Genomic DNA, 25,061 nt, shown 5'->3' on the forward strand with positions numbered 1-25,061 from the left:
CATGGACATACTGATTCCCGGATTCGACATCGAGGGTGAGATTGGTGAAGGCGCCATGGCCACGGTCTATATCGCCACTCAGTGTTCGCTGGAGCGCAAGGTGGCGCTGAAGGTCATGGCATCGACGCTGGCAGCCGATCCTACGTTCTGCGAACGCTTCCTGCGTGAAGGCAAGACCCTGGCGCGCCTGTCCCATCCCCACACGGTGACCATCCACGACATCGGCAATGTCGGGGACCTCTATTACATGGCCATGGAGTACCTGCCCAACGGTACGCTCAGGGAGCGAATCGTGGCGGGTATGAGCGCAGCCCAGGGCCTGATCTACATCCGTCAGATCGCCACGGCGTTGGGGTATGCCCACGCCCAGGGGCTGGTTCATCGCGACGTCAAGCCGGCCAACATCCTGTTCCGGAGCAATGGTCTGGCAGTGCTCTCCGATTTCGGGATCGCCAAATCACTGGATGACCGCACGCAGTTCACCCAGGCCGGGTTCGCCGTGGGCACACCCAGCTACATGAGCCCTGAACAGGCGCGCGGACTGGAAATCGACGGCCGTGCCGACCTGTATGCCTTGGGTGTGGTGCTCTACGAAATGCTCGTCGGCAAACTGCCGTACAACGGCACCGATGCGTTGTCCACCGCGCTGGCTCATCTCACCGAACCGCTGCCGAAGCTGCCGATCCATCACGGACGTTACCAACATATCCTTGAGGGACTTCTGGCAAAGGAGCGTGAGCAGCGCTTTTCCGATGCAGGCGAACTGATCGCTGCGTTGGACAGCCTGCCGCCGGATGATCTGGAAGCTACACAAGTTTGCGTACTGCGGCCCTCTCCTTCAGGACGAGCAGCCTCGATAGGCGATACGCCGCGCAACTTCGAACAGCGTAAAGGCCCGGTTCTGGCGTTGCTGGGCGTCGCGGTCACAGCGGTACTGGGTGTGAGCGTCGGTGGGTATCTGTGGCTGGGTGAGGATGCGCCTGTTCAGGCGGCTACCGCGGATGTGCCCTCAGCCAAGCCTTTTCAGGTATTACCGCATGCGCCTGAGCAGACGACGTCTGCCGTCATCGATGTCGACGGCGGTGACCGGCCACTGCTGATGACAAACAAGAGAACCTTGTTTCAGCGCGTACTGAGCAAACCTGACGCACGCCTTTCCAGTGAGCCAGGCGCTACACCCAGCCCGCAAGCGCTTGCGGCGTTTTCGGTGCTGTACGTCTATCAGCGCAAAACCGTGAACGGCGCAGAATGGCTGCGAGTAGGTACTGCCAGCGACGGACGTAGTCGGGGCTGGCTGCAAGCGGGCCAGGTCAGTGACTGGAAGCAAAGCCTGGTGCTCAAGTTCACTGAGCGGTCCGGCCGCGCGCCCGCGATGTTCATGCGTGACGACAGTCAGTTCGAAGCTCTTCTCAGCGACCCGGCGGCGGCAAGACGACTGCTCCACAACGCCCAGGAGAACGCGGATCACTCGCAGCAGGTGCTGGCGCTGGAACCGGCCAACAGTGGCATTGCGCAAAATCAGTTCTACCTGTTGCCGATCTTCGACTCCAAGGAAACCTTCGACCAGAACGGCCAACCCGTTCAGTTGCTGAACGTTGCATCCATTGACCCCGGCAATTCGCCTCAGACAACCGGTTCCGGGGAATCCATAGCGGCCCGGAAAACCCCCGATACATTTCGCACTGGCGTGGTGCTGGTGGTGGATACCTCCGTGTCGATGCAGCCGTACATCGATCAAATCCGCGATGTCGTCGCCGAACTTCAAGGCCAGATCGCAAAACGTGGCGAGCTCGACAGCGTCAGTTTCGGGCTGGTCGGTTTTCGCAACAACATAAGCAAGACGCCGGGCCTTGAATACCTGAGCAAGACCCTCATCACCCTGGAGCAGGGGCGTGACCCCGAGCGCTTTCTGGAATTGGCCAGCCAGGTCAAGGCCACGGATGTCTCCAGCCATTCCTTCAACGAAGACGGGTTCGCCGGGGTGATGCAGGCTGTAAACGGCATGGACTGGGAAGGTTACGGAGGGCGGCTGATCCTGCTGGTCAGCGACGCGGGCTCGTTGCGCAAAAGCGACCCCTACAGCAGCACCCGAATGAACGAGGCCGAGGTTCGTCAGGCCGCGCTGGGCAAGCAGATCAAGATCTACGCGCTGCACCTCAAAACACCGGCCGGCATCAGGAATCATGCTTTTGCCGAGCAGCAATACCGCGCCTTGACGGCCGACACCAATCCGCAGATCGGCGATCTTTACGTACCGGTGACCGGTGGAGATGTGCACAGGTTCGGCGAACGGGTTGCGGAAATCGGCTCGGTGTTCGCCGATCTGGTACATCAGGTACGCAGCAACAAGCAGCCCGATATGCCTTCGCTATCGGCTGCGCCAAGTCTTGTGGATAAGTCCGCTGCCATTGGCTACGCGATGCAGATGGACTTTCTCGGCCAGCAGACCGGGACCCGCCCACCGCAACTGGTCAGCGCCTGGACGGCAGACCGCGACCTTACAAACCCTGCCTATCCCGAGTTCGAAGTGTGCGTGCTGTTGAGCAAATTACAACTCAACGATTTGCAACAGTCGCTGAAAACAATCGTCGACGCGGCCCGCAAGACTCAAAGCTCGCCCACGGGTTTCTTTCAGGAAATCGTCAGTGCCAGCGCTTACATGAGCCGCGATCCGGCGGTATTGCGCCAAGGCGGCAATCTGGCGCAGAGCGGTGTTCTCGGCGAGTACCTGGAGGGCCTGCCTTACCGCAGCAAATCGCTGAGCATGACTCAGGATTTGTGGCTGTCGCTAAGCGTGGCCGAGCAGGAGGATTTCATCGACGAACTGGACTCGAAGATCCGGCTCTACGAAACCTTTCATAACGATCCTGACAATTGGGTTCGTTTCGGCGATGCGTCGCCTGCCGATGCGCTGTATCGCGTTCCGCTGTCGGTGTTGCCTTGATGATGAGCCTGCGCGATGTGCGAAAGACCCGTGGCCAGGGCGGGCAGCGCTACAGTCTGGTGGTTCCGCGCCTGGATATGGCGCCTGGACAGCAGTTCGCACTGATCGGGCCCAGCGGTTGTGGCAAGAGCACGTTGCTGGATCTGCTGGCGCTGGTGCTTTCGCCCGATGAGCTCCAACGGTTCGATTTCGCCACGGATGAAGGCCATGTCGACGTGGCCGGGCTTTGGCGCGCCCGGCAGTTGAACTGTCTGGCCCGTTTGCGTTGTCGACAGGTGGGCTATGTGCTCCAGACGGGTGGACTGCTGAGCTACCTGGATGTACGTAGCAATATCGGCCTGCCCCGAAAGCTGGTGGGAATGGGTGACGACGGTCGCGTCGAGCAGTTGGCAGCGCAGCTTGAAGTCAGTGAGCATCTGGACAAGAGACCCCACGCGCTTTCGGTTGGTCAGCGTCAGCGTGTCAGCTGCGCCAGAGCGCTGGCTCACAACCCTGCCCTCGTTCTCGCAGATGAACCCACTGCCGCGCTGGATCCGCTGAACGCCCTGCGTGTCATGCAGTTGCTGCTCGGTCGAAGCCGTGAGCTGGGGGCATGCTGTGTGATCGCCACCCACGATGAGCAACTGGCCCGCGACGCCGGCTTGCAACTTCTGCGCATCAACTGCGTGCGGGATGAAGATGGCGGCGTGACCGCCACGCTTGCTGGGCAAGATTCATGAAGATCGCTTTGGTGGCATCCCTGGCGTGGCAGGACTATCGCGCCGACGCTCGCGTGTCCGCTTGCATGGTGCTTGCACTGGTTGCAGTGATTGCGCCGTTGCTGGTGATGTTCGGCCTGAAATTCGGTCTGGTTGGCAGCCTGACCGAGCGACTAGAGCGCGACCCGAGCGTGCGCGAGGTGATACCCATGGGGGGCGGGCGTTTCAGCGCGGCGTTTATCGGCCAGCTGGCGCTACGACCAGATGTCGCTTTTGCCCTGCCGAGAACCCGGCAGATTGCGTCCACGGCTGAGCTGGCATCCCCAGGTCAGGAACGAAAGGTCAACGTAGAAATGATCCCCACCGCAGCCGGTGATCCGTTAGTGGGGGATATCACGCCGGTTACGCGGATCGATCACATCCTGCTGAGCAAGACAGCCGCCGAGAAACTGGGTGTCAGGGCTGGAGACTGGCTCGATGCGACCTTCGCCCGGCAGATGGGCGGGCGGGTACAGAGCCAGAACATCGGCTTGCAGGTGGCGACCGTGATGAGTCTGGAAGCGTTCGGCCGTGACGGGATGTTCGTGTCCCTGGCCTTGCTCGAAGCCGTCGAGGACTACCGCGACGGTCGTGCGGTGGAGGCCTTTGGTTGGGCAGGCGCTTTGTCTCAGGCTGATACCGAGCGAGTGTTCCCCGCCTTTCGCCTTTACGCACGCAACCTTGATGACGTCGAGCCTCTGCGCCGATATTTCGCCGATCAGCACCTGTTGGTATCGACCAAGGCGCAAGCCATCTCGCAGGTTCGGTCCCTGAGCCGCAACCTTTCCATTGTTTTCTGGGTGATTGCCGCGCTGGCTGTGGTCGGTGCGGTCGCGGCGGTGTTCGCCAGTGCGTTGGCCGCGATCGAGCGCAAGCGGCGGGAATTGTCAGTATTGCGCCTGCTTGGGCTCACCACTGGCGCGCTGTTGTTGTTCGTCGTCCTGCAGGCTTCCTACAGCGGGGTGCTCGCGACCCTGGTGAGCATCGGCCTCTATCACCTCGCGGAGCGCTGCCTCAACCATCTGTTTGTGCAGGGCCCGGACGAGTACGCAAGCCTTCTCCTGTCAGGACATTTTCTGGTCGCGGCTGTCGCTGTGCTGGTCGCCAGCGCATCGGCAGCGGCACTGGGCGGGTGGCGCGTGGCGGGCATCGAGGCTTCGGAAGGAATTCGAGATGTTTGAGTCGCGGCGGGTACACCTTGCACTGGCCGTGGCCTGCTTGAGTTTTTCGATTGGCGTGCCGTCAAAGGGGCTTGCCCATACATCGCCGGATAATCCCAAGCCCCTCGTCGACGACGTGACCCTGCCACTGCCCTGCGAGGGCGAGATGGTGTTGCGCTACGTCTATGTACTGACTGAAGGCGCCCTGGACGACAGGGAAATCAGCATGGGTTATCCATTCATCGAAGGCGAGGCGGGTTATCGGCAGTCGTTCATCTCCGGCTATCGTCGAGATTTCATCAATGGCCAGTTCACTCTCGACGATCTGCCTGCACACTGGCGCAAGACCATCAAGCCCAGGCTTGCGCAACCTAACGGTGTCACTCCTCTCAAGCCGATGCTGTACTTCATCGGCAAATACGAAGTCACGGTCCGGCAATATGCGCAGGTCATGTCCCAGGCCCAATCTCTGGCCAGTGGCGAGCCCGCGCCGGCCTGCGACGCGCCCGAGGGGATGCCAGGGCGCCTTCCCAAGGTTAGATTGTCGCGTTTCGAGGCAGAGCGTTTCTCGGCGGTCTACACCGCGTGGCTGATGAAGTATCACCGCGATCAGCTGCCGGTGAGCGGACGTGGCAAGCGTGATGAAGATGGCGGCGTGGGTTTCGTGCGGCTGCCTACGGAAGTCGAATGGGAATATGCAGCTCGTGGCGGGCATGCGGTCAGTCGTATGGAGCTGGAAGGTCGGCTGTTTCCCCGTCGTATCGAAGGTAGGGAGGAGGATGGGCCGCTGGGCGACTGGGCGGTCTTCAACCAGGTGGCCGGTGGTACCGGGCAGGGCGCACGGTTGATGCCTGTGGGCACGAAACTGCCCAACCCGGTCGGCCTGTTCGACGTGATCGGCAACGCTGCCGAAATGGTTCAGGAATCGTTCCAGTTGATACGGGCCGGTCGCCGCCAAGGCTCTTATGGCGGCTTCGTCGCCAAAGGCGGCAACTATCTGGAAGGCGAGGGCACGCTGTTCACCGGGATGCGCCGTGAGTACCCGCTGTTCGCCATCGATGGCACCGAGCAGAGCAATGAAACCACCGGCTTTCGCGTTGCTCTGGGGGCGCTTTCCGCGCCGCGTTCGCGTTACGGCGAGCTGTTCGAACAATGGAAAAAGGAAGGGCGACTCGCCTCCCTGACCGACGCCATCGACGACACCCAGGACCCCACCCGGCGTCTGGACACCATTATCGCAGCCAGCCTCGATCCACGACTCCAGGCCGAGCTTGGACTTGTGAACGAAGAGCTCAAGCGCAACGTTGCATTGATCGCCCGACAACGCGAAGCGGCGGCTGGGACCTTGATCCAGTCCTCGGCCCTCGTCGCTGAAACCATCAACAACTACAACATACGCCTGACCAACCTGCGCAAGAGTCAGGAGCAGGCGGCCGCCGCACGCGATGAGGCCAGCGCCAGGCTGTTCGCTTCGGCTATCGAAAATGGCTCCAGCGCCCTGAACGGCGCAGTTGCCATCTACATCGACAACCTCGCCACCGGCACCCGCTACACCGATACGGTGATTCAGGCGCAATTGCTGCGGGTCAAGGAAGAACTCAATCACAAACCCGTTCTGGGCAAGAGTCTTGTTGCCCGGGCCAGCTTATTCGTTCGTCACGTGGGGAATTACCGCCAGCAGAACCGCGCGGATCCTCAGGTGATCCTGAAGGAATTGCTCGCATCGGCCATTCAGCCATGACGGCCGTCTGCGAGCGAGTTTAAAGGGAGTCCGGGTAACCAGCGTTGCACCGGCGTTTTAAAACCAGAAAAGAGAGCATCACCATGCAGTTTCCCCATAACCCTGCCGTTAATACTGCGGTTTCGAACTTCAAGCATCGAGGGCTCACACTGGCTGCCGCAGGATTCGGCTTCGTATTGATGGCCGGATGTGCCAACGCGCCGGTGTCGAAAGTCGGTGCCAGCACCAAGGTCGAGTATTACCCGACATGCTATGAACCGGTGCAGCATTTGCGCCAGACCGATTCAGACGTGAGCAAGTCGGTTCTCGGTGGTGCTGCCGTGGGCGCCCTGGGTGGTGCTCTGGCGGGTGCGCTGGTCGGAAGCTCTGAAGACCGCGCCCGCAACGTCGCCATTGGCGCCGCCGGTGGTGCGCTGGTCGGTGGCGCTGCCGGTTACTACACCGAAAAACAAAGGCAGATCGCCGACGACAACCAGCGCATCGGCTCCTATGGCAGCGATATCGACAAGCGCGCGGCGGACATCGACCGCAGCACCGGCTACGCCAAGGCTTCGCAGTCGTGCTACCAGAGCGAATTCACCCGCCTGATTTCGGCACGCAAAGCCAATACCATCAACGACGCCGAAGGCCGCAAGCGCCTGGCCGAGATCGTCGCTGGCCTGAAAGAGTCTAACGACCTGATCTCCGCAGTGAACGGTAAGGCCGGTGAAGACATCAACAACTACACCCAGGCGTACGAAAAGGATCTGCAGACGGTAGGCGTTCAGCGCACGGACGTTGCCACCGTTGCAGCTGCGCAAAGCACGCCGGTGACCACTACCGGGAAGAAGAAGGCGCCTGTGAAGAAGAAACTGCCGACCGTGCCACAGGAAGCAGTCGCCACCGAGAAGACGCTGCAACAGGCCAAGTCAAAACAGGCCACGGGTCAGCAAATCGCAGCGGCCGGCCAGTCCCAGGTCAATGCCATGTGCAAGAGTCCGGACCTGGGTGATTGGGCTCCCGTGCCTTGCCCGAATGTCTGATTGATCGGGTTTGAGCCCTGAAGAACCGGCTCTGCTTTCGAAGCAGCGCCGGTTTTTTCTTTGGATGGCGTGGAATCGCTGGCGCCTGTCAGAGATTTCTCTAACCTCTCATCATGCCTTCCCGTGTCTTGCCGGATACCGCCTCCATGACCGCCATCTCGCGTCTCTCTCAGTTCCTGATGTTCGCCCTCTGTCTGTCATCAATGGCTGTCGCGCACGCGAGCGAGTGCAATCAATACGAGCCCGCAGATGCAACCTTGAGCGGCACCCTGACGCGCCAGGTCTTCCCCGGCCCTCCAGGCTTTGAAGACGTGGTCACCGGTGACGAACCACAAGTAGGCTTCTACCTGTCGCTCTCCGAACCCCTGTGCATGACCGGCAACCAGAACGAGGCCGACATCAGCGTCGAAGACAACGAAACACTGGTGCAACTGGTACTCCAGGCCACCGACTACGACAACCTGCGCCCCTATCTGGACCAGCCGGTGGTGCTCAACGGCACGCTATTCGGTGCCGTGACGGGCTTCCACCACACCCAGGTGTTGATGCAGCAGGTGCAACTGGTCAGCGGCATGAAGGCTGCGCCTGTGGACTGCGAACTGCTGAACCAGAAAGTCGGCATGCACGAAGAAACCTACACGCCGTCGTTGCAGGGCAAAGTCATTGGGGGCAGGGCGTGGATCTATCAGGCGCCCAACCCGACGTGCAGCGACAAACGCCAGTTCATCGCCCAAGGCACCCCGGTCAGCGTGACGTCTATAGCGAATGGCGGGTGGGTGCGTGCCGAGGTTGCGGGCAATGGCGGCAAGCCGCTGGCGGTGTGGCTGGATCAGGCGCAGGTGTTGTTGGGGTTGGGGGATGCGGAGTAGGAGACGCTGCGTGGCGAATCACCGGGAGGGATGAAAACCGTAATTTGCCTCTACGGATAGACTCAGTATGTAACCGCGTACACACCAAACCCCCACCCACAAAAAAGCCCGCACATCGGCGGGCTTTTTATACACAGCGGATTCACAGAACATCTCGCACGCACTGGAATCAAAAATGGCGCACCTGGCGGGATTCGAACCCACGACCCCTGCCTTCGGAGGGCAGTACTCTATCCAGCTGAGCTACAGGTGCAACGCGGGCGCCATGATACTCATCTGGGTACAGGGCGTCCAGTTGCAGGATCGCTATGGGGAGATTCGCGGCAGTGTCACACCTAAGTGGGGTCAGTGAATGTCTCACAACGTTACTCAGACGACTGAGACGATGCAAGCGAGGCGGGACGAAGGGGCTAAGACGACTTTCTCAAAAGTAACTCGGGATCGACGTCAAGTGCTTGGGCGATCCGCTCGATGTTGTAGATGGTTACGTTTTTCTCGCTCCGCTCCAGCATCCCCACGTATGTCCGGTGGACACCTGCGAGCTCCGCAAGCTGTTCTTGGGACAGCCCGAGGTCCAAGCGTCGGCGCCTAACATTTGAAGCGAAGACTGCAACAAGTGCGCATTGGTTTGGTGAGATAGGCATTCACCAAATGTGACTTTTTGCATACTATGATTCGACATACTGTGATTAGCATTTTCAGATGAGCAACGCCTGATCGTGCGCGCAGAATTCCAATCACCGAAATGCAAGGAGCTGCATGTGCTAACCGTTCAGTCACTATTGGTCCGATTCATTCCCGCATTCGACTCATCACGTCAAGCAAGCGAAAGCGCGCGAGGCGAACAGGTATGAACGGCTGGAGGAGGCTTTGGATTGTGTGTTGCCTGGGGCTCGTTCTTGCACCGGTGTATGTGTACCGCACGTACATACCGAGCGACGAGAAGCTCAATAGGGATCATCAGCAGTACGTCGAACGACAGCTGGCAGAAATCAAAATTATTGAAGAGCCTGTGCAGGGCTCGAATCGCATTATTCGTGACGTGTTGATGCGTACGCCTGTTTCCGAACGTCTTGCCAGAATCGAGGAGAGCAATGCTCTGCATGCTGAGTTCATGGCCAAAGTGAGCAAGCAGCGTCCACTTACGATTGCACAGCTTGCTGGCGCTTGGCTCGTTCTGTGCGGCCTGCTCTATCTCATCGGATTGACCATCGCGTGGGTGATAAGAGGTTTCCAGAGGAAAAAACGCCCACTAGAAATTTGACAAGGGAGGCTGTGAAAATTATCACGCTCACGATTCCGCTCTTTCTAATGCGCTGTGCAACTAGCCAATCTGACGTCGAAACAGACGGCCGACGGCAGGTCTTTGTTGTTGCTCAAAAGGTGGGCGACGTCTGCTACCGGCTGACCAACTCACTTGAGCCGGGGACCACTTGCGAAGATCTTTCCGTGGTCCGCTCGTTCTACTACCCAGAGAGAGAGACGAATTCAGTGTCTCTTGGGGAATCCTCCGGCCTTTTGGTGGCGGGCCTTTTGTCATCGCTGTAGTCAAGGGTAAGGGCGTTGGTGGAGCCCAAACTGAGGTGACTTATCTGGAGTCCCGGAATACGCTGCCGGGCGTCTACAACGATGTGAAAATTACGTACGTGGTGAGCATTGCACCAAGTCTGGCGCATAGCCCCGCTCGCCGGAGAGGGGATGCCGTGCGGGTAATTGCACTCCCTCTGACCACCCGTTTGCATTGCACTTGCCGAGTTACTTGCACTTTGACTTGATTAGTCGCTTGTATGGGATTGACCGGCAACTAGGTGGCCGTGATCGTCGAAAATCGGTCGCAGAGAGACGTTACCAGTTCACACTCAGGGAGTTGCTTACAGCTTCTGTAGTATGCTCCTCGCATTTTTTAGAACTGCCTGGAGACGACCTTGGTCAGCGGAGATGTGGAAAAGCGTTTGTGGGCTGTAGCTGATCAACTGTGGGCTAATACAGGCCTCAGACCGGCGGAGTTCTCGGTGCCTGTTCTGGGGCTGATCTTCCTGCGATATGCCGAGAAGATGTACGCCGCTGCCGAAGAGAAGCTGGGGCCGATTGGCTCTGGTGGTCGCCGCAAGGTCAGCAAAGATGACTATCTGGCCGAGGGCGTGATCTTCTTGCCAGAGAAGGCTCGCTTCTCCTATCTGCAGACCCTCACCGAAGGCGATGTCATAGGGTTGGCGATCAACGAAGCCATGAAGGCCGTTGAGGAAGAGAACGTCGACCTCAAGGGGGCTCTGCCTCGCAACTACATCCAACTCGGCAACAAGGTGCTGCTGGAGCTGATCAAGCTGCTGGGGCCTGTGGATCTCAGCGGGGACGCTTTCGGCAAGGTCTACGAGTACTTCCTGAGCAACTTCGCGCTGAAGGAAGGCCAGAAAGGCGGCGTCTTCTATACTCCCGAGTCCATCGTGAAGCTGATTGTCGAGATCATCGAACCGTTCCATGGGCGGATCTTCGACCCGGCTTGTGGGTCGGGCGGTATGTTCGCCCAGTCGGCTGACTTCGTGGAGCGCCACCACAAGACGGCGATGGAAGAAATCTCCATCTTCGGCACCGAGAAAGAGCAGGTCACGGTCAATCTCAACAAGATGAACCTGGCTGTGCATGGCCTGTCGGGTGATGTGCGCATTGCCAATACCTACTACGAAGACCCGCATGAGGCCGTTACTCGTGATGGTGGACGCTTCGACTTCGTTATGGCCAATCCGCCGTTCAACGTATCGGGTGTCGATAAAGAGCGTCTTGAAGGCGACCTGCGCTTCCCGTTCGGTGTACCGAAGACAGACAATGCCAACTATCTCTGGATCCAGCTCTTTTACGCATCGCTGAACAAGAACGGTCGTGCTGGTTTCGTTATGGCGAACTCGGCAGGTGATGCCCGAGGCAGCGAGCAGGTGATTCGGCAGAAGCTAATTGAGAGCGGCGCAGTAGATGTAATCGTTTCGGTTGGCTCGAACTTCTTCTACACCGTGACCTTGCCTTGCACGCTCTGGTTCTTCGACAGGGCGAAAGAGCGTGATGCGGAGCGAGCAAACAAGGTTCTTTTTATCGACGCTCGCCACATCTACCGGCAGATCGACCGGGCACACCGCGACTGGCTACCTGAGCAAATCGAGTTTCTCGCCAATATCGTGCGGTTGTATCGAGGTGAAGCCCCTGAGCTAGAACAGGGAAGCGCTGAACTACTTGCGGAGAGAGGGCTGGACGATGGTTATGTGGATGTGCCGGGACTATGCAAGGTTGTTTCTCGCGAGCTGATCGAGTCTCAGGGCTGGTCGCTGAACCCTGGACGGTACGTGGGTGCTGCTGCAAGGGAGGCTGAGGATGTGGACTTTACGGAGCGACTGGAAGAACTGGCTGAAGAGTTGGAGGTGCTTAATGCAGAGGGAAGAGAGCTTGAGGAGCAGGTACTAAAAAATCTCATGTATGTAGTGGAGCTCTAAATTGCCTCGTAGAACACTTCCTCTCTCAGATATCTGTAGTCGGATTACCAGTGGCGGTACTCCCTCCAGAAGTCATTCTGAGTATTATTCAAGTGACACAGATGGTCATGTGTGGATCAAGTCAAAGGAGCTGTTAGATTGTTCGCTTGCAGGTTCAGAGGAAAGAATTTCTGACCTCGGTCTTCAGAAAAGTTCTGCTAAGTATGTTGAGGCCGGCTCTGTTCTTGTCGGGATGTATGGGGCTAATGTGGGGCAGTTGGGGTGGTTAAAGATCTCTGCGACAGTCAACCAGGCTGTATGCAGCTTAACGCCGAATCCTCAGATCGCAAATCACAGATGGCTGTTCTATGCGCTACTTAAGGGTCGGGAGGAGTTGGTCTCCCTGGCTCACGGCGCTGCTCAACAGAACATAAGTCAAGAAATTATTAAGAAATTCGAAATCGAAGTCCCTGATTTACAAGAACAGCAAAAAATGGTGGTGATACTTTCCGCCTACGATAACCTCATCGAAAACAACACGCGCCGCATTGAGATCCTCGAAGAAGTGGCGCGGCGGCTGTACGAGGAGTGGTTCGTTCAGTTCCGCTTTCCGGGGTACGAGGGGGTGGGGCTCAAGGAGAGCGAGCTTGGGCTGATTCCTGAAGGTTGGGATCTGGTTCCATTAGGTGATATCTACCGAACAGGATCGGGTGGAACTCCAAGCCGGAAAAATCCGGAGTTTTATGGCAGTGATTATCGCTGGGTAAAAACAAAAGAACTCCAGGATTGTCCTGTCTTTGATACTGAGGAGAGGATCAGTGAGGAGGGGCTTCAAAAATCATCAGCTAAGCTATTTCCTCGCAACACTGTGCTGATTGCCATGTATGGTGCGACTATTGGTCGTTTAGGAGTGCTTCGAGAAGAGTCTGCAACTAATCAGGCTTGTTGTGCGATTCTGCCAAATAGTCAAGGTTGCGGGTGGGGCTACGCTTATTTAAGTCTTTATTCCAGGCGTCAAGATCTGATTGATCTCAGAGCTGGCGCTGCGCAGCAAAACATTAATCAGGATGTGATAAAGAAGTTCAGGTTGTTGAGGGCTTCTGATGAATTACATAATCAATTCGAGATGGCCGTGACTCCCTTCTTGACATTATGTTTTGCTCTATACAGGAAAAACGCTAACCTCCGAGCGCAGCGTGATCTTCTTCTTCCCAAGCTAATCTCCGGGGAGATCGACGTATCCGATATCCCCATGCCGACCTAAAAGGAGTTCAGGCGCATGAGTCCAGCAGCACCCCATTCGCACGACTATTCCGAGGATTCGCTGATCGAGCAGCCAGCCATTGCGCTGTTCGAGTCTCTCGGTTGGGAAACTGGGAACCTCTACGCAGAGTGGACAGGTAGTTCCTCCAGCGAAGGTCGACAGACCCAGCAGGATGTGGTGTTGGAGAGGCGTCTGCGGGCTGCGCTCAGCAAGCTCAACCCTGATCTGCCTAGCGAGGCCATCAATCTGGTGGTCGAGGAATTGGCCCGAGATCGCTCCAAGCTGCTGCCTGTCAACGCCACTCAGGAGGTTTACCGGCTGCTGAAGGATGGGGTGCCAGTCTCGGTTGCCGATGAGCACGGACGTAACACGCTCCAGGTGGCCAAGGTCATCGACTGGGTCAATGTCGAGGAGAACGACTTCTTCCTCGCCTCCCAGTTCTGGGTGAAGGGGGACTACCACACGCGGCGCTCTGACCTGCTGGGCTTCGTGAACGGTATCCCGCTGTTATTCGTTGAACTGAAGGCGACCCACAAGACACTCAAAGCCGCGTACGACGACAACCTCACCGACTACCGCACGGTCATCCCGCAGCTCTTCACCTACAACGGCGCACTGATGCTGTCGAACGGATCCCAGACCGTGGTGGGAAGCACCTTCTCTCCGTGGGAGCATCTGTTCGAGTGGAAGCGGATCAACGATGAAGGTGAAAAGGGGGTTGTGTCCCTAGAAACGGCGATCCGAGGCATCGGTGAGCCTTCCAGGCTGCTGGACATTGTCGAGAACTTCACCGTCTTCGAGGATGTGGCTGGTGGCGTGATCAAGAAGATCGCCAAGAATCACCAGTACCTGGGGGTCAATAAGGCCATAGCCGAGGTCTGGCGTACCAAAGATCGGCCCAAGGATCAGGCCGGGCGGCTTGGCGTCTTCTGGCATACCCAAGGGTCAGGCAAGTCTCTGTCGATGGTCTTCTTCGCCCAGAAGATCCTGCGCAAGATCCCAGGCAACTGGACGTTCGTGATCGTCACCGACCGCAACGAACTAGACGAGCAGATTTATAAGACCTTCGCTGCTACTGGTGCTGTAGGTGAAGTTGAGGCCCATGCCACCAGCGGTGCTCACCTCAAGCAGTTGCTCAGCGAAGATCACCGCTACATCTTCACGCTGATCCAGAAGTTCGGCACGAAGAAAGGCGAGGTCTACCCGCAGCTCTCAGATCGCCAGGACATCATCGTCATCACCGACGAAGCTCACCGTTCCCAGTACGACACCTTGGCCATGAACATGAGGACGGCTCTTCCCAATGCCGCCTTCCTGGGCTTCACCGGGACGCCACTGATGGCTGGCGAGGAGAAGACCAAAGAGGTCTTCGGTGACTACATCTCCGTCTATGACTTCGGCCAGTCCGTTGCTGACGGTGCCACGGTTCCGCTGTACTACGAGAACCGCATTCCCGAGATGCAGCTCATCAATGACAACCTCAACGAGGACATGGCGGCGTTGCTCGAAGAGGCCGAGCTGGACGAGGAGCAGGAGCGCAAAGTCGAGCAGGTCTTCGCCCGTGAGTACCACCTGATCACCCGAGAGGATCGCCTTGAGGCCATCGCCAAGGATCTGGTGAACCACTTCGTTGGTCGTGGTTACCAGGGCAAGGCCATGCTGGTGTGCATCGACAAGGCGACCGCCGTCCGCATGTACAACAAGGTTCAGGATCACTGGAAGACCTATCTGGCTGCTCTGAAAGCTCAACTCGCAAAGGCTCCCAAGGATCAGCAGGAGGAGTTGCAGCACAAGATCCAAGTGATGACATCGACCGACATGGCGGTGGTCGTCTCCCAAGGTCAGAACGAGGTGAAGGAGCTAGTCGACAAAGGGCTGGATATCATCCCTCACCGTAAGCGCATGAATGAGGAGAACCTGGGCGAGAAGTTCAAGGACTCCAAGGATCCTCTGCGGTTGGTCTTCGTGTGCGCCATGTGGATTACCGGCTTTGATGTGCCGTCTTGCTCGACCATCTACCTCGACAAGCCGATGAAGAATCACACCCTGATGCAGACCATCGCTCGGGCCAACCGGAAGTATCCGGGCAAGGAAGCAGGGCTGATCGTCGACTATGTGGGGGTCTTCCGTAAGCTGCAGGAAGCCTTGGCGATCTATGGTGGGCCTTCTTCTGGCGAAGGTGGAGAGGGTGAGCCAATCAAGAACAAGGCCGAGCTGGTCGAGTACTTGAAGCACCTGCTAGCCAGGGGGATCTCTTTCCTGTCCGAGCATGGTGTGAATGCCCAGGCCATCAAGGATGCTCAAGGCTTCGAGAAAGTGGCCAAGCTGGATGATGCTGTTGAGCAACTCATTGCCAATGAGGAAACCAAGAACAGCTTCATGAGCCAGGCCCGGATTGTGTCTCGGGTCTACAGAGCGATTCTTCCCGATCCTGATGCCAATGAGCTTGCTTCTGACGCTGTGCTGATCTCCGTGATTGCTCAGAAGATCAAAGCACTGGCTCCACCCGTCGACATCTCCGAGGTAATGCAACAGGTCGAGGAATTGCTGGATCGCTCCATCGCCCCGGTGCCTTACATCATCAAGGAAGACGACGATCAGCCACTGCATGACCTAAGCCAGATCGACTTCGAGAAGCTCAAAGAGAAGTTCAATCAGGGCCGCAAGCGCACCGAGGCCGAGAAGCTCCGGGCCTTGCTGAGCATGAAACTGGAAACCATGCTCACCGAGAACCCCACTCGTAAGGACTTCATGGAGAAGTTCCAGAAGCTGATCGATGCCTACAACTCAGGCAGCCTGAACATCGAGGTGTTCTTCAAGGAGTTGGTGGATCTCACTGCTGATCTGCAGGTTGAGGATCAACGGGCTATCCGTGAGAACCTCTCTGAGGAGGAGCTGGCTCTATTCGACATCCTGACCAAGCCAGTGCCTGAACTTGCAGATAAGGAAAGGGCGCAGGTGAAGAAGGTCTGCAAGGAGCTTCTGGAGACACTGAAGGCCGAGAAGCTGGTGCTGGACTGGCGCAAGAAAGACAGGGCCCGAAGTGATGTGCGGCGCACTCTGGAGATCGTCTTCGACCGGGGCTTGCCTGAGAGCTACGACGAGGGGGTCTACAACGAGAAGTGCGAGATGGCCTTCCACCACATCTTCACGAGCTACTACGGGGCTGGTGAGAGCGTGTACGCGGCTGTTCGGTAATGCTTTGGCGTGAATCGCAACGACTATGTAGATAGTCAAGGCCTGATTCTATGCAGGAGGGGTAGCCTCTGTCCGATCTCTACCTGTCAAAGCTACCCTACGTACTGGTCAAATCCGATGCAAACTACTGCTCAAGTCGAATGCAATGGATGATCAAGCCATGCAGTTACGCACAGTGTGAGCGTACAGCTCAGGAGCCTCTGTAATGAGTTTTGAAACGACTTTGCCCTCTAGCTTGCCTTCATGCCACCGCTTAGCTTCTCGTTTCAGCTGCGACGATATGAAGGTGTGCTTGCCAGGAGGAAGTTCGTACTCGTTTTCGAGAGACGGTTTCATTTCCACTGATAGTCCGTTCTTCACTGAATAGAAGCACCAGCCCAGCACAGATGCCCTCTGATCACGTTTGATGCTCGCTCCGGGTGTGTCAAACCTGAGATCGGCGTCTGCCTCCCCTTTTATTGATTGGAGCTTCATACGCAGTGCCGTTTTTCCGGTAGCTGCAAACCCAACCGGGCCGATCATTGCGCCATGCAGATGCCAACGTCTCCGGCTGGACTTTTCCGCAAGCGCTTCCGGTACCTTTTCGATGCCGTAAAGAAACTCAGCTCGTGGATCGACGGTTTCGCGAATCAGCCGGGTCATCTGATCCCGAACATATTCGAGTGCAGTGGGATCACCATTGTCCAGCCGGTCACTCAGTTGTTTGCTGAGTGTCAAAGTGAAGGTTTTCAGCTCCCATGATCTTGCCTTCGCCATCTCATACAAGGGTGCTGCGGCTGCTGCCAGCTTTTTAAACTCGTCGGTATGCTTCCAAGCCTTGAGCTCCATCTCATTCGGTACAGGCTGATCAAGGAGATGCTTTCGTTTGTAACCTAATCTGGGCAGGTGAGGAGTATCGGTAGACAATATACGTCTCTTCGACATCGCGAATTCCTTCGCGTACACCGTGGCTACTAGGCTTTGGGTCGTTTTCGAGGGACGGAATTTTACGGGTTTTTTCCCTTGATCATCTGATCCACCGGTTTCACGGTATTGGCTCTGAGTTTCCAATACACCCTGAGGGAGAGGTTCCCGGACCATCCCGCTGAGCGCTTCCGTAAGCGATTCTGGGAGGTCTGGTGAAGCGGGTGTATTGCTTTGGCTGGTTGTCATAAGAAGGCTCTCACGCCCACACAGAAGATCGGGCTGATTTTCAAAAATGTCACCCCGGCAGAAGCGCCAGGGTGCTCGGTCCTTACACCTATTTCTAAGGAGTTGACGATTGGCCGGTCACGTCCCGGTCATGCGTAGGTCAAAGCCTTCACACACCACAGCATCGTCTTCTTCATCCGTTTGATCTGACTGCGCGAGCCTCCGACGCTCCATCCATTCAAGGTTTGCAGTCTCATCCTCGATCCCTTGCACGTCTCCGTTAATCTCTGCTTCTTCAAGGCGCTGTTTCGCTCGCATCTCAGCTACATCGTTCTCCGTCAGGATGTGAATTTGTAGCGTCGGAAGCTCCTCGATTTCCTGCGCCTGATTCAGCTTCTCGATAGGCAGGGAACGTCGTGTTACATCTTGGGTTAGCTTGAGCGCGGTCGATGCGGCTGCGAGCGCCCTGAACGCAACCGGATCGGTTGGGTCGAGCGCTTCCAAGCTGTTAGCGATCTTGGTCCTGATCAGATGACTTAGGGCCAGCTCATCGGCTACCAATGTCGCGACTGTCTGCTGAACAGCGTCGATTGAGAAAGCAGAGCTGAGCAACTCCTCCCTTGCTTTGTCGATGAGGGCCCGTGTTCCTGCGCCCGCGACAGCCTTGTTGGTCTTTATGATGCGTTGAACAGTGCTGATGCTGAGGTCCAGGCGATCCGCAATCACCGGCAGCGTGTATCCAGCTTCCCGTAGAATGACGACCTGGGTATTTTGATCTGGAGTGGACTTTTTGCCGGGCATCTCACACCTCATCTTCAAGGACAGGGATGACAGTCGGCTTTGGGGGCAGCTTTGCTAGGGCTAGCAACTCGCATTCAAGTCGATCCCAGTTGCCTGTAACGGTGGCGAGCGGAAAACCGGACAAGCGTGCGACATCACTTGTCTGAAAGGGAGCTAGCGAGGGGAGTGGGGTGCCGGACGCTCTGAGTGCTTCTGTAAGAGCTATAGCGATGGCCTGACGGGTGTGGCTGCGTTGCGTGATTGCCGCAGCGGGTTGGTTCCTGCACGGTCTAGGCGAACGGATGCCGTTCTTACGGCAGAGATGATAGGCGGAATCTTTGGTCCAGCGAACCCCGTCGGTTCTGGGATTGCTGTTGTTCAGATGTTGCGCTAGTCGGCGGTATGAGCTGAGTGAGTTGCTGAGGAAATCACGAGCGTTTTCTTCTACGGTACTCATCGAGGCGTATCCTTCTTTTGGGGTATGGGTAATGGTTCATGGTTGAGTCTCTCGTCTGTTTAATGGTTAATCTGCTTCTGTGAGCAGTGGATTGATGATAAGGCGTTAGATACTTAGCGTCTAGCGTTTTGGTTTCATGTAGGTTTTTGATTTGCAAGCGTTTTTTCGATATTTGCGTTGAGGGCTTGTACTGCTCCAGAGTCCTGATTTCTCGACCCATTCGCCTGAGATTCACGCTGCCTAAACCGGACGAAAATTCGCTCGTGGGCGCTGTCACATCCCCAGAGGCACAACGCCCGCACGAGGCGGGCTGGGGGACCTTACAGCCAGCTCACGCGGTCAGCGCCCGCTTAATGCGGTACACAGTCGCAACGCCGCACTCTGCCATCTTGGCGACCTCTTCAGCAGACGCCTGCGGATGTTTTGTGAGGATGTTTTCAACCTTCTTCCACTTGGCCGCATCCTTGCTCTTGCCGGTGGGCTTCCAGTCAGGGTTAGCCGCCTGCTTGTTCTGAATACCTTGGCGGATACGCTCCACGCGTTTTTCTTGATCGAGACGAGCCATGGTTGCCATTAGGTCGATCAGCATGCCGTTGACCACTTCCATGATTTGGCCGGTGATACCGCTGTCCTGTACAAGTAAGTGGCTGGTTGGTAGGTCTGCGATGACTAGTCGCAAGCCCTTAGCTTCAATCGTAGCCTTCAGCGATCTCCAATCAGACTGAGAGAGGCGAGTAAGCCTGTCTACGGATTCACAGAGACAGATGTCACCGGGTGCCGCTGCTTCGAGCATGGCGAGCAACTGAGGGCGATCAAGCTTAGTCCCGCTGATGTTCTCCGCGTAGATGCCCGCGATGGTGAGCCCTTTCTCTGCGGCGAAGGCTTCGAGTGCTGCTTTCGCTCTGTTGGCGTCTTGATCTTTAGTCGATGCGCGGAGGTAGAGATGGGCGAGCATTATCGTTTATCCGTTAGACTATGATTTGATAGGTTTATGATAATACGATCGTATAGCTATGCACGAGAGTTATTTGATAGGTGGTGACGAGTGGTCGGCTGACTATCAAACCTGTCTACTTTTTTGATAGTGATGGGTGCTGCTCTGGCGCAGGAAGAATGTTTGAGATTTAGGGGCTGACGAGCAGCTTGGGGTGCGTCTCAAAAATTTTTCATGGCTAATGGCTATGTCTCTTGACCAAAGCTATCGATTTAAGGCTAGTGCTTCGGTGCGTTCAAGATAGAGAGCGCTACAGCACCAGCAGGGAATTGGGCTGCGCAAGCCGATATCGCCGTTGGAATTCTAGGAAGAAACTGGATACAAAGACTGGAGCAATTATGGATCGTGAAATTATCGGCCGACGCTCGCAAGACGTGCAGTCAGGCTTGCGTGATGTTTCGGATTTGCGCGTTTCGGCTACGATACCGGTCACGCGGCAGATCGGTATGGCTGCGCAGCTTGCGGTACACATTCGTGGTTTGGATACGATAGAAAACATCGTTGGCTTCCATCATTTTTGCAGCAACCTCGGGATTACCTCTGACTCGTTGCCTACCGTACTGGGGACTTTGGAGCAGATCGGGTGGATTCGCGTTGTGCCGAACGTGTATGCCCCCAAGCGGATCGAGGAAAATATTCCTTTCTTCCAGGAACTCTATGGCTTGCTTGGAGAGCAGTGGAGTGCGCGTAAGCCTGGCGAGCTGGAACAAGCGACCATGGCAATTATCGACCGACTGACGGTCGCCCCCGTGCCGCTTGAGACGCTAGCGTCTGAACTCGGATTAAAGCCTGTCGACATTCAGACGGTTATAGATATTGGTGATCTGGGCGGTTATCTAAGGCAGTATGACTCGCCCAAGGACAAAATCCCTATTTTGTATGCTCCTCTGTTCACTGAAGAAAACCCCGAAACGCTGTTGAATTTTATCGCCAAAAATCCAGGTAGCCACAGCGCGATAGAGTCAGTTTTTCAAGCCGCTAGATCTCATCCGGGTGCGCCAATTAGTGCGCTGGAGCAAAGTAATCCTTTAGTCCTTGAACTAGTGAATGAAAATATCCTTCGAGCGCCTGCGATCATCTCTTCAGGCGGCGCACAGTCTTTCGCATTTGCACCCTACAAGACTACGCAGCCGCGAGCGATTCTTGAAAAAGCTCGGATTATATTAGCGTGTGTCCGTTACGGTGAAGGCTATTCATCCATCACCCAAATAGCAGATCCAAGTGCGATTCTGAAAGGATTACGAGACCGTAAGATGATTGGTCGGACACCGCATTCCAATATTCAGTCTCAATATGCAGCAGCGGCGAATATGGGTGTTGGTTGGATTGAGCCCGAGGGAGGCCGTTTTCGCTTCAGACTATATGACACCGAGGATAATCTCGCTGCCGTTGATTTGGCTATAGCGATGTGTGCGGGTCGGAGTGAGGATGTTGCGTCTTCGATACTTCTACCTAATGAAGTAAGACAGCATTTTTCGCGATCTGAACCAGGAGGATTGTTACTGCCTGAAGCGAATAGGTTTCGGGCACGCGGTGTTATTGCAACTCGTACACTCGATCCCAATACGCAAACCGCCGCCAGACTGGGGCGCGCATTACTCGACGACTTGCGAGGAATTCATCGTGTCATCTAATGATAAAGATCATTCCTATAAGCTGTTAGGTAAGCGTATGGCATGGGCACTAGGCTATGTGCCATTGATCAACGTTCCAGTCACCCTTCCAGCGGATACGAGCTCACGAGCTGGAACAGATCTGACCGATGCGGACGTTTTTGGTTTTCGTTTCAGTGCAAGCGGGAGCGTCTCTCGGCTGCTCATTGACTGCAAAACCACCAGTGGTCGCGCGGTTGATCGCGTGTTGTGGGTGAAAGGGCTTCAAAGTGTATTGCATGTCGAGGAACTCTACCTCTTTAAAAAGAAAATCCCTAACAGTGCTCGCTGGCTGGCCCATGAACTGAAAGTAAATTGTGTTGATGAAGCGGAGCTTAACGAGCTCGATGCCAGGCTAGGACTGAGTCGTCTGAAGGGGCCATATTTTGACGGCACTGGTTATAAAAGTGTCGAATCACTGCTGGTCTTCTCTAAGGGCAGCGAGTATCGCGCTTTAACACAGTTTCTTACTACTGGTATTTGGATGCTAAAGCCCGCTAGCAGGGTTTTGACGTTGCTGAGCATAGGGTATCAAAAAAACCTATACCAGAAGCTGAGACCTGATGATCCGGCGCATACATGCCTAGTTCTGTTGGCAGCACGAGCGCTTGCGATAAGCCTCGGTCTTCTAGTCAGTAATTTGAATGTTGTGGATGTGTTGCGAGTTGAGGAGCGATTACGCGAAGAGCTTCATGGGGGAGCCGAATCGCTTGCACAGAAAGAACGCTTTGCTTCTGCGATTCAGCGCTTGACCGGCGAAAGTGATAATCAGGCGCTTGATCACAAAGACTTCTCAACTCTTCTCGAAGAGGTAAACCGGCTTCTAATTAGGCGTTATGCTCTTAACGACGCAATCCGAATCACTGATCTTGCATTGCACTACTTTGCGGCTGGTGCGGGGACATTACCTCGCCATTTGAGTGGTAGTGACTCCAAACTTTCTGCAAAGATGGCATCAGATATTCTTGCTCTGTTTGTAAAAAGCAATTCTCTTGATATCGCGTTCTCTCGGGCGATTATCGGACTGTTAGCGTCCGCTCAGGATACTACGTCTGATCAAAGCGAGGAGCAGCGTTTCGATGGTCCGGCAAAGGGGGAGCAGTTTTCCTTACTGTCACCATTGCCTCCGCTAGAAGACCGATAGTACGGTGGGGCCCAGATTATCTGGGCCCCACCAGCTTTATTCATGTCTAATTATTCCGGATCCTCCTGATTAAGCCCGTGTTCCGCACGGTTCTGCTCAATCTTTCTGAGCCATCCCTAACCGGGTGAGGGAGAGCCATGAAAAGGCCCGCTCAAACTAAGCTGTCCGTTCACTCTGGTTAAGGTTGTAAGCCTCTCGATGTCGCTGAATAGAGGGCTTGAGTTTGTGTCCAAGGCGCGCCTGAAAGTCCTCGTATGTGACGGCAGCGAGATCGACAGGTATGTCCAAGCTTTCCAAAACTTCCTGCTTCTTCGATTGGCTAAACCCATTGCCGTACTTAGCCACTTGACCTTCTTTGCCTCTTGAATGCCCCGTGAGGTCGGGTAATACGAGATATGCCTCTCCGCCAGCCTCACGGGCAAGATCAGTAAACGTGTGGCGAAAGCTATGAAAGTTTTTCCGGTCGGTCTTGCCGTCAGCATCTCTTTCGCGGATGCCGCATTTAAAAAAGTATCCGGATGCTGGTGTGCTCGGGCTAGGGAAGCGGCAGAAGAAATGAGTAGCATTGCTACCCCACCCTTTTTTGGGGTTGTAGGTCAGGCCGTCTGAGAACAACTTCTCGCGCCCTTCCTTGGCCGCTTGTTCTACAAAGGTGAGAAAGCCCATGCGAATAAGCTCACTGTGAATGGGTAAAATTCGTCGGCTTGACTGATTCTTCAATGACTTCGGAAGTGGCCGGTCCAATTCGTCATCCATCATGCTGATTGTCCAGATACCTTCAGGTTCTTTTTTGCATACGTCCTCGGTGTCGAGCTGGCAAAGCTCGTTCAGACGCCCTCCGGTATAAAGCCCCAATACAGGAAGCCAAAACTGGTATGGGAATACAGCGTTGCTTTTTTCGAGCTCACTGCCCGTATACAGGTAGCCGGAGAATATCGCTTGGAGGTCAGTTTTCGTGAACGCCTTCTCTACTGGCTTTTTCCCTGGCGGGTTGCGATCCGGAGCGGACCTCTCTGGAGTGTCTGGGTGAATTTTTGTTAGTCCTTTTTTAAAAGCAAATTCATGGAGCACGCCGAGACGAATGATGAGCTTATCGATTGTGCCTGCTTCGATGCGCCGATCTCCGTCTCTAGCCAAGATCGTATCTTTCGGCGAGTCCGGAGAGGGTAGCTTGCTGCCTCGGTTTGGCCGAACATCAAAAATTTCAGAATAGATGCGCTCGAAGTCTTCAACCGTGAACTGATTTATCGGTTTGCCGCCACTCAAGATGTTCAGCCGACAAGCATGACCTTGCTCATCCTCTTTTGTGCGTTCGCTTTTCTTGCGACCTCTTGAGAGTCTTGCGAGCGTTTCCCAGTGTTGCTGCCATAGCTCGTACAAGGTGGGGCCATCCGGTTGGGATGGTTCCTTATTGACGGAAGTGGTCAGTACTGGGGGATCATAGGGATGCAGCGCTATGCGCTCTATAAGCTTCGGTAGGAGCTTTTGGAATTGGCGGATAGGAAGGTCATGGCCCTCGTCATATAGGCGCTCTGCTAGCTTCTGCTGGCTCGTGGGTATAGCCCTTCCCGCCTGCCCGGTAAGAGCTTGCGCGATGATGGTGCGGCGTTGATTGTCTTCATGCTCTTGCCACTCCTCATCAGTAAGGACTGATTTGAACGACGGGGCGGGTTCCGCCTGGCTTGAGTCAGTACTCCAGAGACCTAATTCATCAACCTTCTCCATTTCTTTGAGGAACACTTCGTAATCATCGTCGGTTGCTTGGTAATCGTCGTGGTCAACCACTGCGAGCGCCCTATCAAAAATGGCTTCATAGCGTGCAGCGTATTGCCGAGCGCGGCGAAGCGCTAGTCGTTGGCTATCTGTTTTTAGGGAGCGTCTAATTTCTCGTTGAAGACCGAATACCGCGCGCAATCGAAGGGGAACTACTATGCGGAAATAGTAAGTGCGATGACGGTTGAGTGTGATGTAGGAGGCTTGGGCTGGCATTGCGGGCACCTTTGCGATGCCCCACCTAATAGCACTGCGAAGTGCCCCATCAGCTTGTGCTGTCCTGCTATTGTCGAAAAATGTAAATCTGACAATCGCTTAGCGATCCTGGATTAGATGGCGGGATTCGAACCCACGACCCCTGCCTTCGGAGGGCAGTACTCTATCCAGCTGAGCTACAGGTGCAACGCGGGCGCCATGATACTCATCTGGCCTGCGTGCGTCCATGCTGGCGAGTGACTGTTGTCGATTTCGTACGTTTCCGGATGTTGGCTGGTGGGTTTGTCAGTGTTTTTTGCCAATGCGACGGCGTGCGTTCTTTTTTTCGAACACCCTATTGTCCTTTGTTGCTGTTGAACCTAGGATTCGTTTGAGATTTCAAACGCTCCCATTCGCTCGCCCTGCTGTCCGCGAGATGCGCAGGGGCCAGCAGCAGTTTTCCTGACGGCAGCCTCTTGATAGAGGCGCCTTTGAACAATCAATAATTCGCCCCGCCTTGCGCGGTGCTGTTTAGGAGGCCG

General features: G+C 55.8%; 16 protein-coding genes, 1 tRNA gene and 1 pseudogene. 12 read left to right on the forward strand and 6 right to left on the reverse strand.

Going from position 1 to position 25,061, the window contains the following annotated elements:
* Position 1 precedes the first annotated feature (1 nt).
* The 6 genes and pseudogenes from ACIPO9_RS24335 to ACIPO9_RS24360 all read left to right on the forward strand — a co-directional run bounded on the left by ACIPO9_RS24335 (position 2) and on the right by ACIPO9_RS24360 (position 8,473).
* Positions 2–2,944 carry a serine/threonine-protein kinase gene (locus tag ACIPO9_RS24335; protein WP_400783982.1) on the forward strand — a complete coding sequence of 981 codons (2,943 nt, stop codon included), beginning with the start codon at positions 2–4 and terminating at the stop codon, positions 2,942–2,944.
* Entirely contained in the window at positions 2,944–3,663 is a 720-nt protein-coding gene (locus ACIPO9_RS24340) for an ABC transporter ATP-binding protein (protein ID WP_400783983.1), read from the forward strand. Before ACIPO9_RS24335 ends, ACIPO9_RS24340 begins: the two co-directional genes overlap by 1 nt.
* The gene (locus ACIPO9_RS24345; protein ID WP_400783984.1) at positions 3,660–4,862 is read left to right on the forward strand and encodes an FtsX-like permease family protein; all 1,203 of its coding nucleotides are present in this window, start codon (positions 3,660–3,662) and stop codon (positions 4,860–4,862) included. Before ACIPO9_RS24340 ends, ACIPO9_RS24345 begins: the two co-directional genes overlap by 4 nt.
* Before the next feature lie 88 nt (positions 4,863–4,950).
* Positions 4,951–6,582 (forward strand): annotated as a pseudogene (locus tag ACIPO9_RS24350) (formylglycine-generating enzyme family protein); the annotation flags it as partial.
* Between the two features lie 83 nt (positions 6,583–6,665).
* A complete protein-coding gene (tagQ, locus tag ACIPO9_RS24355; RefSeq protein ID WP_400783985.1) occupies positions 6,666–7,604 on the forward strand; it encodes a type VI secretion system-associated lipoprotein TagQ in 939 nt (312 codons plus the stop codon).
* Between the two features lie 257 nt (positions 7,605–7,861).
* Positions 7,862–8,473, forward strand: a complete 612-nt coding sequence (locus ACIPO9_RS24360; protein ID WP_400783986.1) for a DUF4431 domain-containing protein — start codon at positions 7,862–7,864, stop codon at positions 8,471–8,473.
* 176 nt (positions 8,474–8,649) lie between these two features.
* Here ACIPO9_RS24360 and ACIPO9_RS24365 read toward each other — a convergent pair.
* Both ACIPO9_RS24365 and ACIPO9_RS24370 read right to left on the reverse strand, forming a co-directional pair.
* Positions 8,650–8,726 (reverse strand) — tRNA-Arg (locus tag ACIPO9_RS24365).
* Positions 8,727–8,883: 157 nt separating this feature from the next.
* Complete coding sequence (locus tag ACIPO9_RS24370; protein WP_400783987.1) at positions 8,884–9,117, reverse strand: helix-turn-helix domain-containing protein; 234 nt, start codon at positions 9,115–9,117, stop codon at positions 8,884–8,886.
* Positions 9,118–9,323: 206 nt separating this feature from the next.
* On the opposite strand from ACIPO9_RS24370, the gene ACIPO9_RS24375 reads away from it, so the two are divergent.
* The 4 genes from ACIPO9_RS24375 to ACIPO9_RS24390 all read left to right on the forward strand — a co-directional run bounded on the left by ACIPO9_RS24375 (position 9,324) and on the right by ACIPO9_RS24390 (position 16,393).
* Positions 9,324–9,737 carry a hypothetical protein gene (locus ACIPO9_RS24375; RefSeq protein WP_400783989.1) on the forward strand — a complete coding sequence of 138 codons (414 nt, stop codon included), beginning with the start codon at positions 9,324–9,326 and terminating at the stop codon, positions 9,735–9,737.
* Positions 9,738–10,398: 661 nt separating this feature from the next.
* A complete protein-coding gene (locus ACIPO9_RS24380) occupies positions 10,399–11,952 on the forward strand; it encodes an N-6 DNA methylase (protein ID WP_400783990.1) in 1,554 nt (517 codons plus the stop codon).
* A gap of 1 nt (position 11,953) precedes the next feature.
* Complete coding sequence (locus tag ACIPO9_RS24385; RefSeq protein ID WP_400783991.1) at positions 11,954–13,195, forward strand: restriction endonuclease subunit S; 1,242 nt, start codon at positions 11,954–11,956, stop codon at positions 13,193–13,195.
* Between the two features lie 15 nt (positions 13,196–13,210).
* Positions 13,211–16,393, forward strand: coding sequence for a type I restriction endonuclease subunit R (locus ACIPO9_RS24390; protein WP_400783992.1), 3,183 nt, complete (start codon positions 13,211–13,213; stop codon positions 16,391–16,393).
* A 153-nt stretch (positions 16,394–16,546) separates the two neighbouring features.
* Here ACIPO9_RS24390 and ACIPO9_RS24395 read toward each other — a convergent pair whose 3' ends face one another.
* From ACIPO9_RS24395 to ACIPO9_RS24405, 3 genes are all read right to left on the reverse strand, one after another.
* The gene (locus ACIPO9_RS24395) at positions 16,547–17,545 is read right to left on the reverse strand and encodes a hypothetical protein (protein WP_400783994.1); all 999 of its coding nucleotides are present in this window, start codon (positions 17,543–17,545) and stop codon (positions 16,547–16,549) included.
* Between the two features lie 117 nt (positions 17,546–17,662).
* Positions 17,663–18,325: a helix-turn-helix domain-containing protein gene (locus tag ACIPO9_RS24400; RefSeq protein ID WP_400783996.1), complete on the reverse strand. Its 663-nt coding sequence runs from the start codon at positions 18,323–18,325 to the stop codon at positions 17,663–17,665.
* 767 nt (positions 18,326–19,092) lie between these two features.
* Entirely contained in the window at positions 19,093–19,716 is a 624-nt protein-coding gene (locus ACIPO9_RS24405; RefSeq protein ID WP_400783997.1) for a recombinase family protein, read from the reverse strand.
* Positions 19,717–20,093: 377 nt separating this feature from the next.
* Between ACIPO9_RS24405 and ACIPO9_RS24410 the strand changes: the two genes are divergently transcribed.
* Together ACIPO9_RS24410 and ACIPO9_RS24415 are read left to right on the forward strand one after the other, a co-directional pair.
* Positions 20,094–21,389, forward strand: coding sequence for a hypothetical protein (locus ACIPO9_RS24410; RefSeq protein ID WP_400783998.1), 1,296 nt, complete (start codon positions 20,094–20,096; stop codon positions 21,387–21,389).
* Positions 21,379–22,551 carry a hypothetical protein gene (locus ACIPO9_RS24415; RefSeq protein WP_400783999.1) on the forward strand — a complete coding sequence of 391 codons (1,173 nt, stop codon included), beginning with the start codon at positions 21,379–21,381 and terminating at the stop codon, positions 22,549–22,551. The genes ACIPO9_RS24410 and ACIPO9_RS24415 overlap by 11 nt, the downstream gene beginning before the upstream one ends.
* Before the next feature lie 156 nt (positions 22,552–22,707).
* Here the strand turns inward: ACIPO9_RS24415 and ACIPO9_RS24420 are convergent, their stop codons facing one another.
* Entirely contained in the window at positions 22,708–24,540 is a 1,833-nt protein-coding gene (locus ACIPO9_RS24420) for a DUF6538 domain-containing protein (RefSeq protein ID WP_400784000.1), read from the reverse strand.
* Positions 24,541–25,061: the final 521 nt, after the last annotated feature.

Source organism: Pseudomonas sp. NPDC090203 (genome assembly GCF_044746765.1).
In the GTDB taxonomy this organism is placed as follows: domain Bacteria; phylum Pseudomonadota; class Gammaproteobacteria; order Pseudomonadales; family Pseudomonadaceae; genus Aquipseudomonas; species Aquipseudomonas putida_AD.

What these genes read in the sequence shown, in the direction of transcription:
- ACIPO9_RS24340 (WP_400783983.1), top strand. Translation starts at nt 2,944, where the DNA reads ATGATGAGCCTGCGCGATGTGCGAAAGACCCGTGGCCAGGGCGGGCAG.
- tagQ (WP_400783985.1), top strand. Translation starts at nt 6,666, where the DNA reads ATGCAGTTTCCCCATAACCCTGCCGTTAATACTGCGGTTTCGAACTTC.
- ACIPO9_RS24335 (WP_400783982.1), top strand. Translation starts at nt 2, where the DNA reads ATGGACATACTGATTCCCGGATTCGACATCGAGGGTGAGATTGGTGAA.
- ACIPO9_RS24420 (WP_400784000.1), bottom strand. Translation starts at nt 24,540, where the DNA reads ATGCCAGCCCAAGCCTCCTACATCACACTCAACCGTCATCGCACTTAC.
- ACIPO9_RS24410 (WP_400783998.1), top strand. Translation starts at nt 20,094, where the DNA reads ATGGATCGTGAAATTATCGGCCGACGCTCGCAAGACGTGCAGTCAGGC.
- ACIPO9_RS24390 (WP_400783992.1), top strand. Translation starts at nt 13,211, where the DNA reads ATGAGTCCAGCAGCACCCCATTCGCACGACTATTCCGAGGATTCGCTG.
- ACIPO9_RS24345 (WP_400783984.1), top strand. Translation starts at nt 3,660, where the DNA reads ATGAAGATCGCTTTGGTGGCATCCCTGGCGTGGCAGGACTATCGCGCC.
- ACIPO9_RS24400 (WP_400783996.1), bottom strand. Translation starts at nt 18,325, where the DNA reads ATGCCCGGCAAAAAGTCCACTCCAGATCAAAATACCCAGGTCGTCATT.
- ACIPO9_RS24370 (WP_400783987.1), bottom strand. Translation starts at nt 9,117, where the DNA reads ATGCCTATCTCACCAAACCAATGCGCACTTGTTGCAGTCTTCGCTTCA.
- ACIPO9_RS24375 (WP_400783989.1), top strand. Translation starts at nt 9,324, where the DNA reads ATGAACGGCTGGAGGAGGCTTTGGATTGTGTGTTGCCTGGGGCTCGTT.
- ACIPO9_RS24395 (WP_400783994.1), bottom strand. Translation starts at nt 17,545, where the DNA reads ATGACAACCAGCCAAAGCAATACACCCGCTTCACCAGACCTCCCAGAA.
- ACIPO9_RS24405 (WP_400783997.1), bottom strand. Translation starts at nt 19,716, where the DNA reads ATGCTCGCCCATCTCTACCTCCGCGCATCGACTAAAGATCAAGACGCC.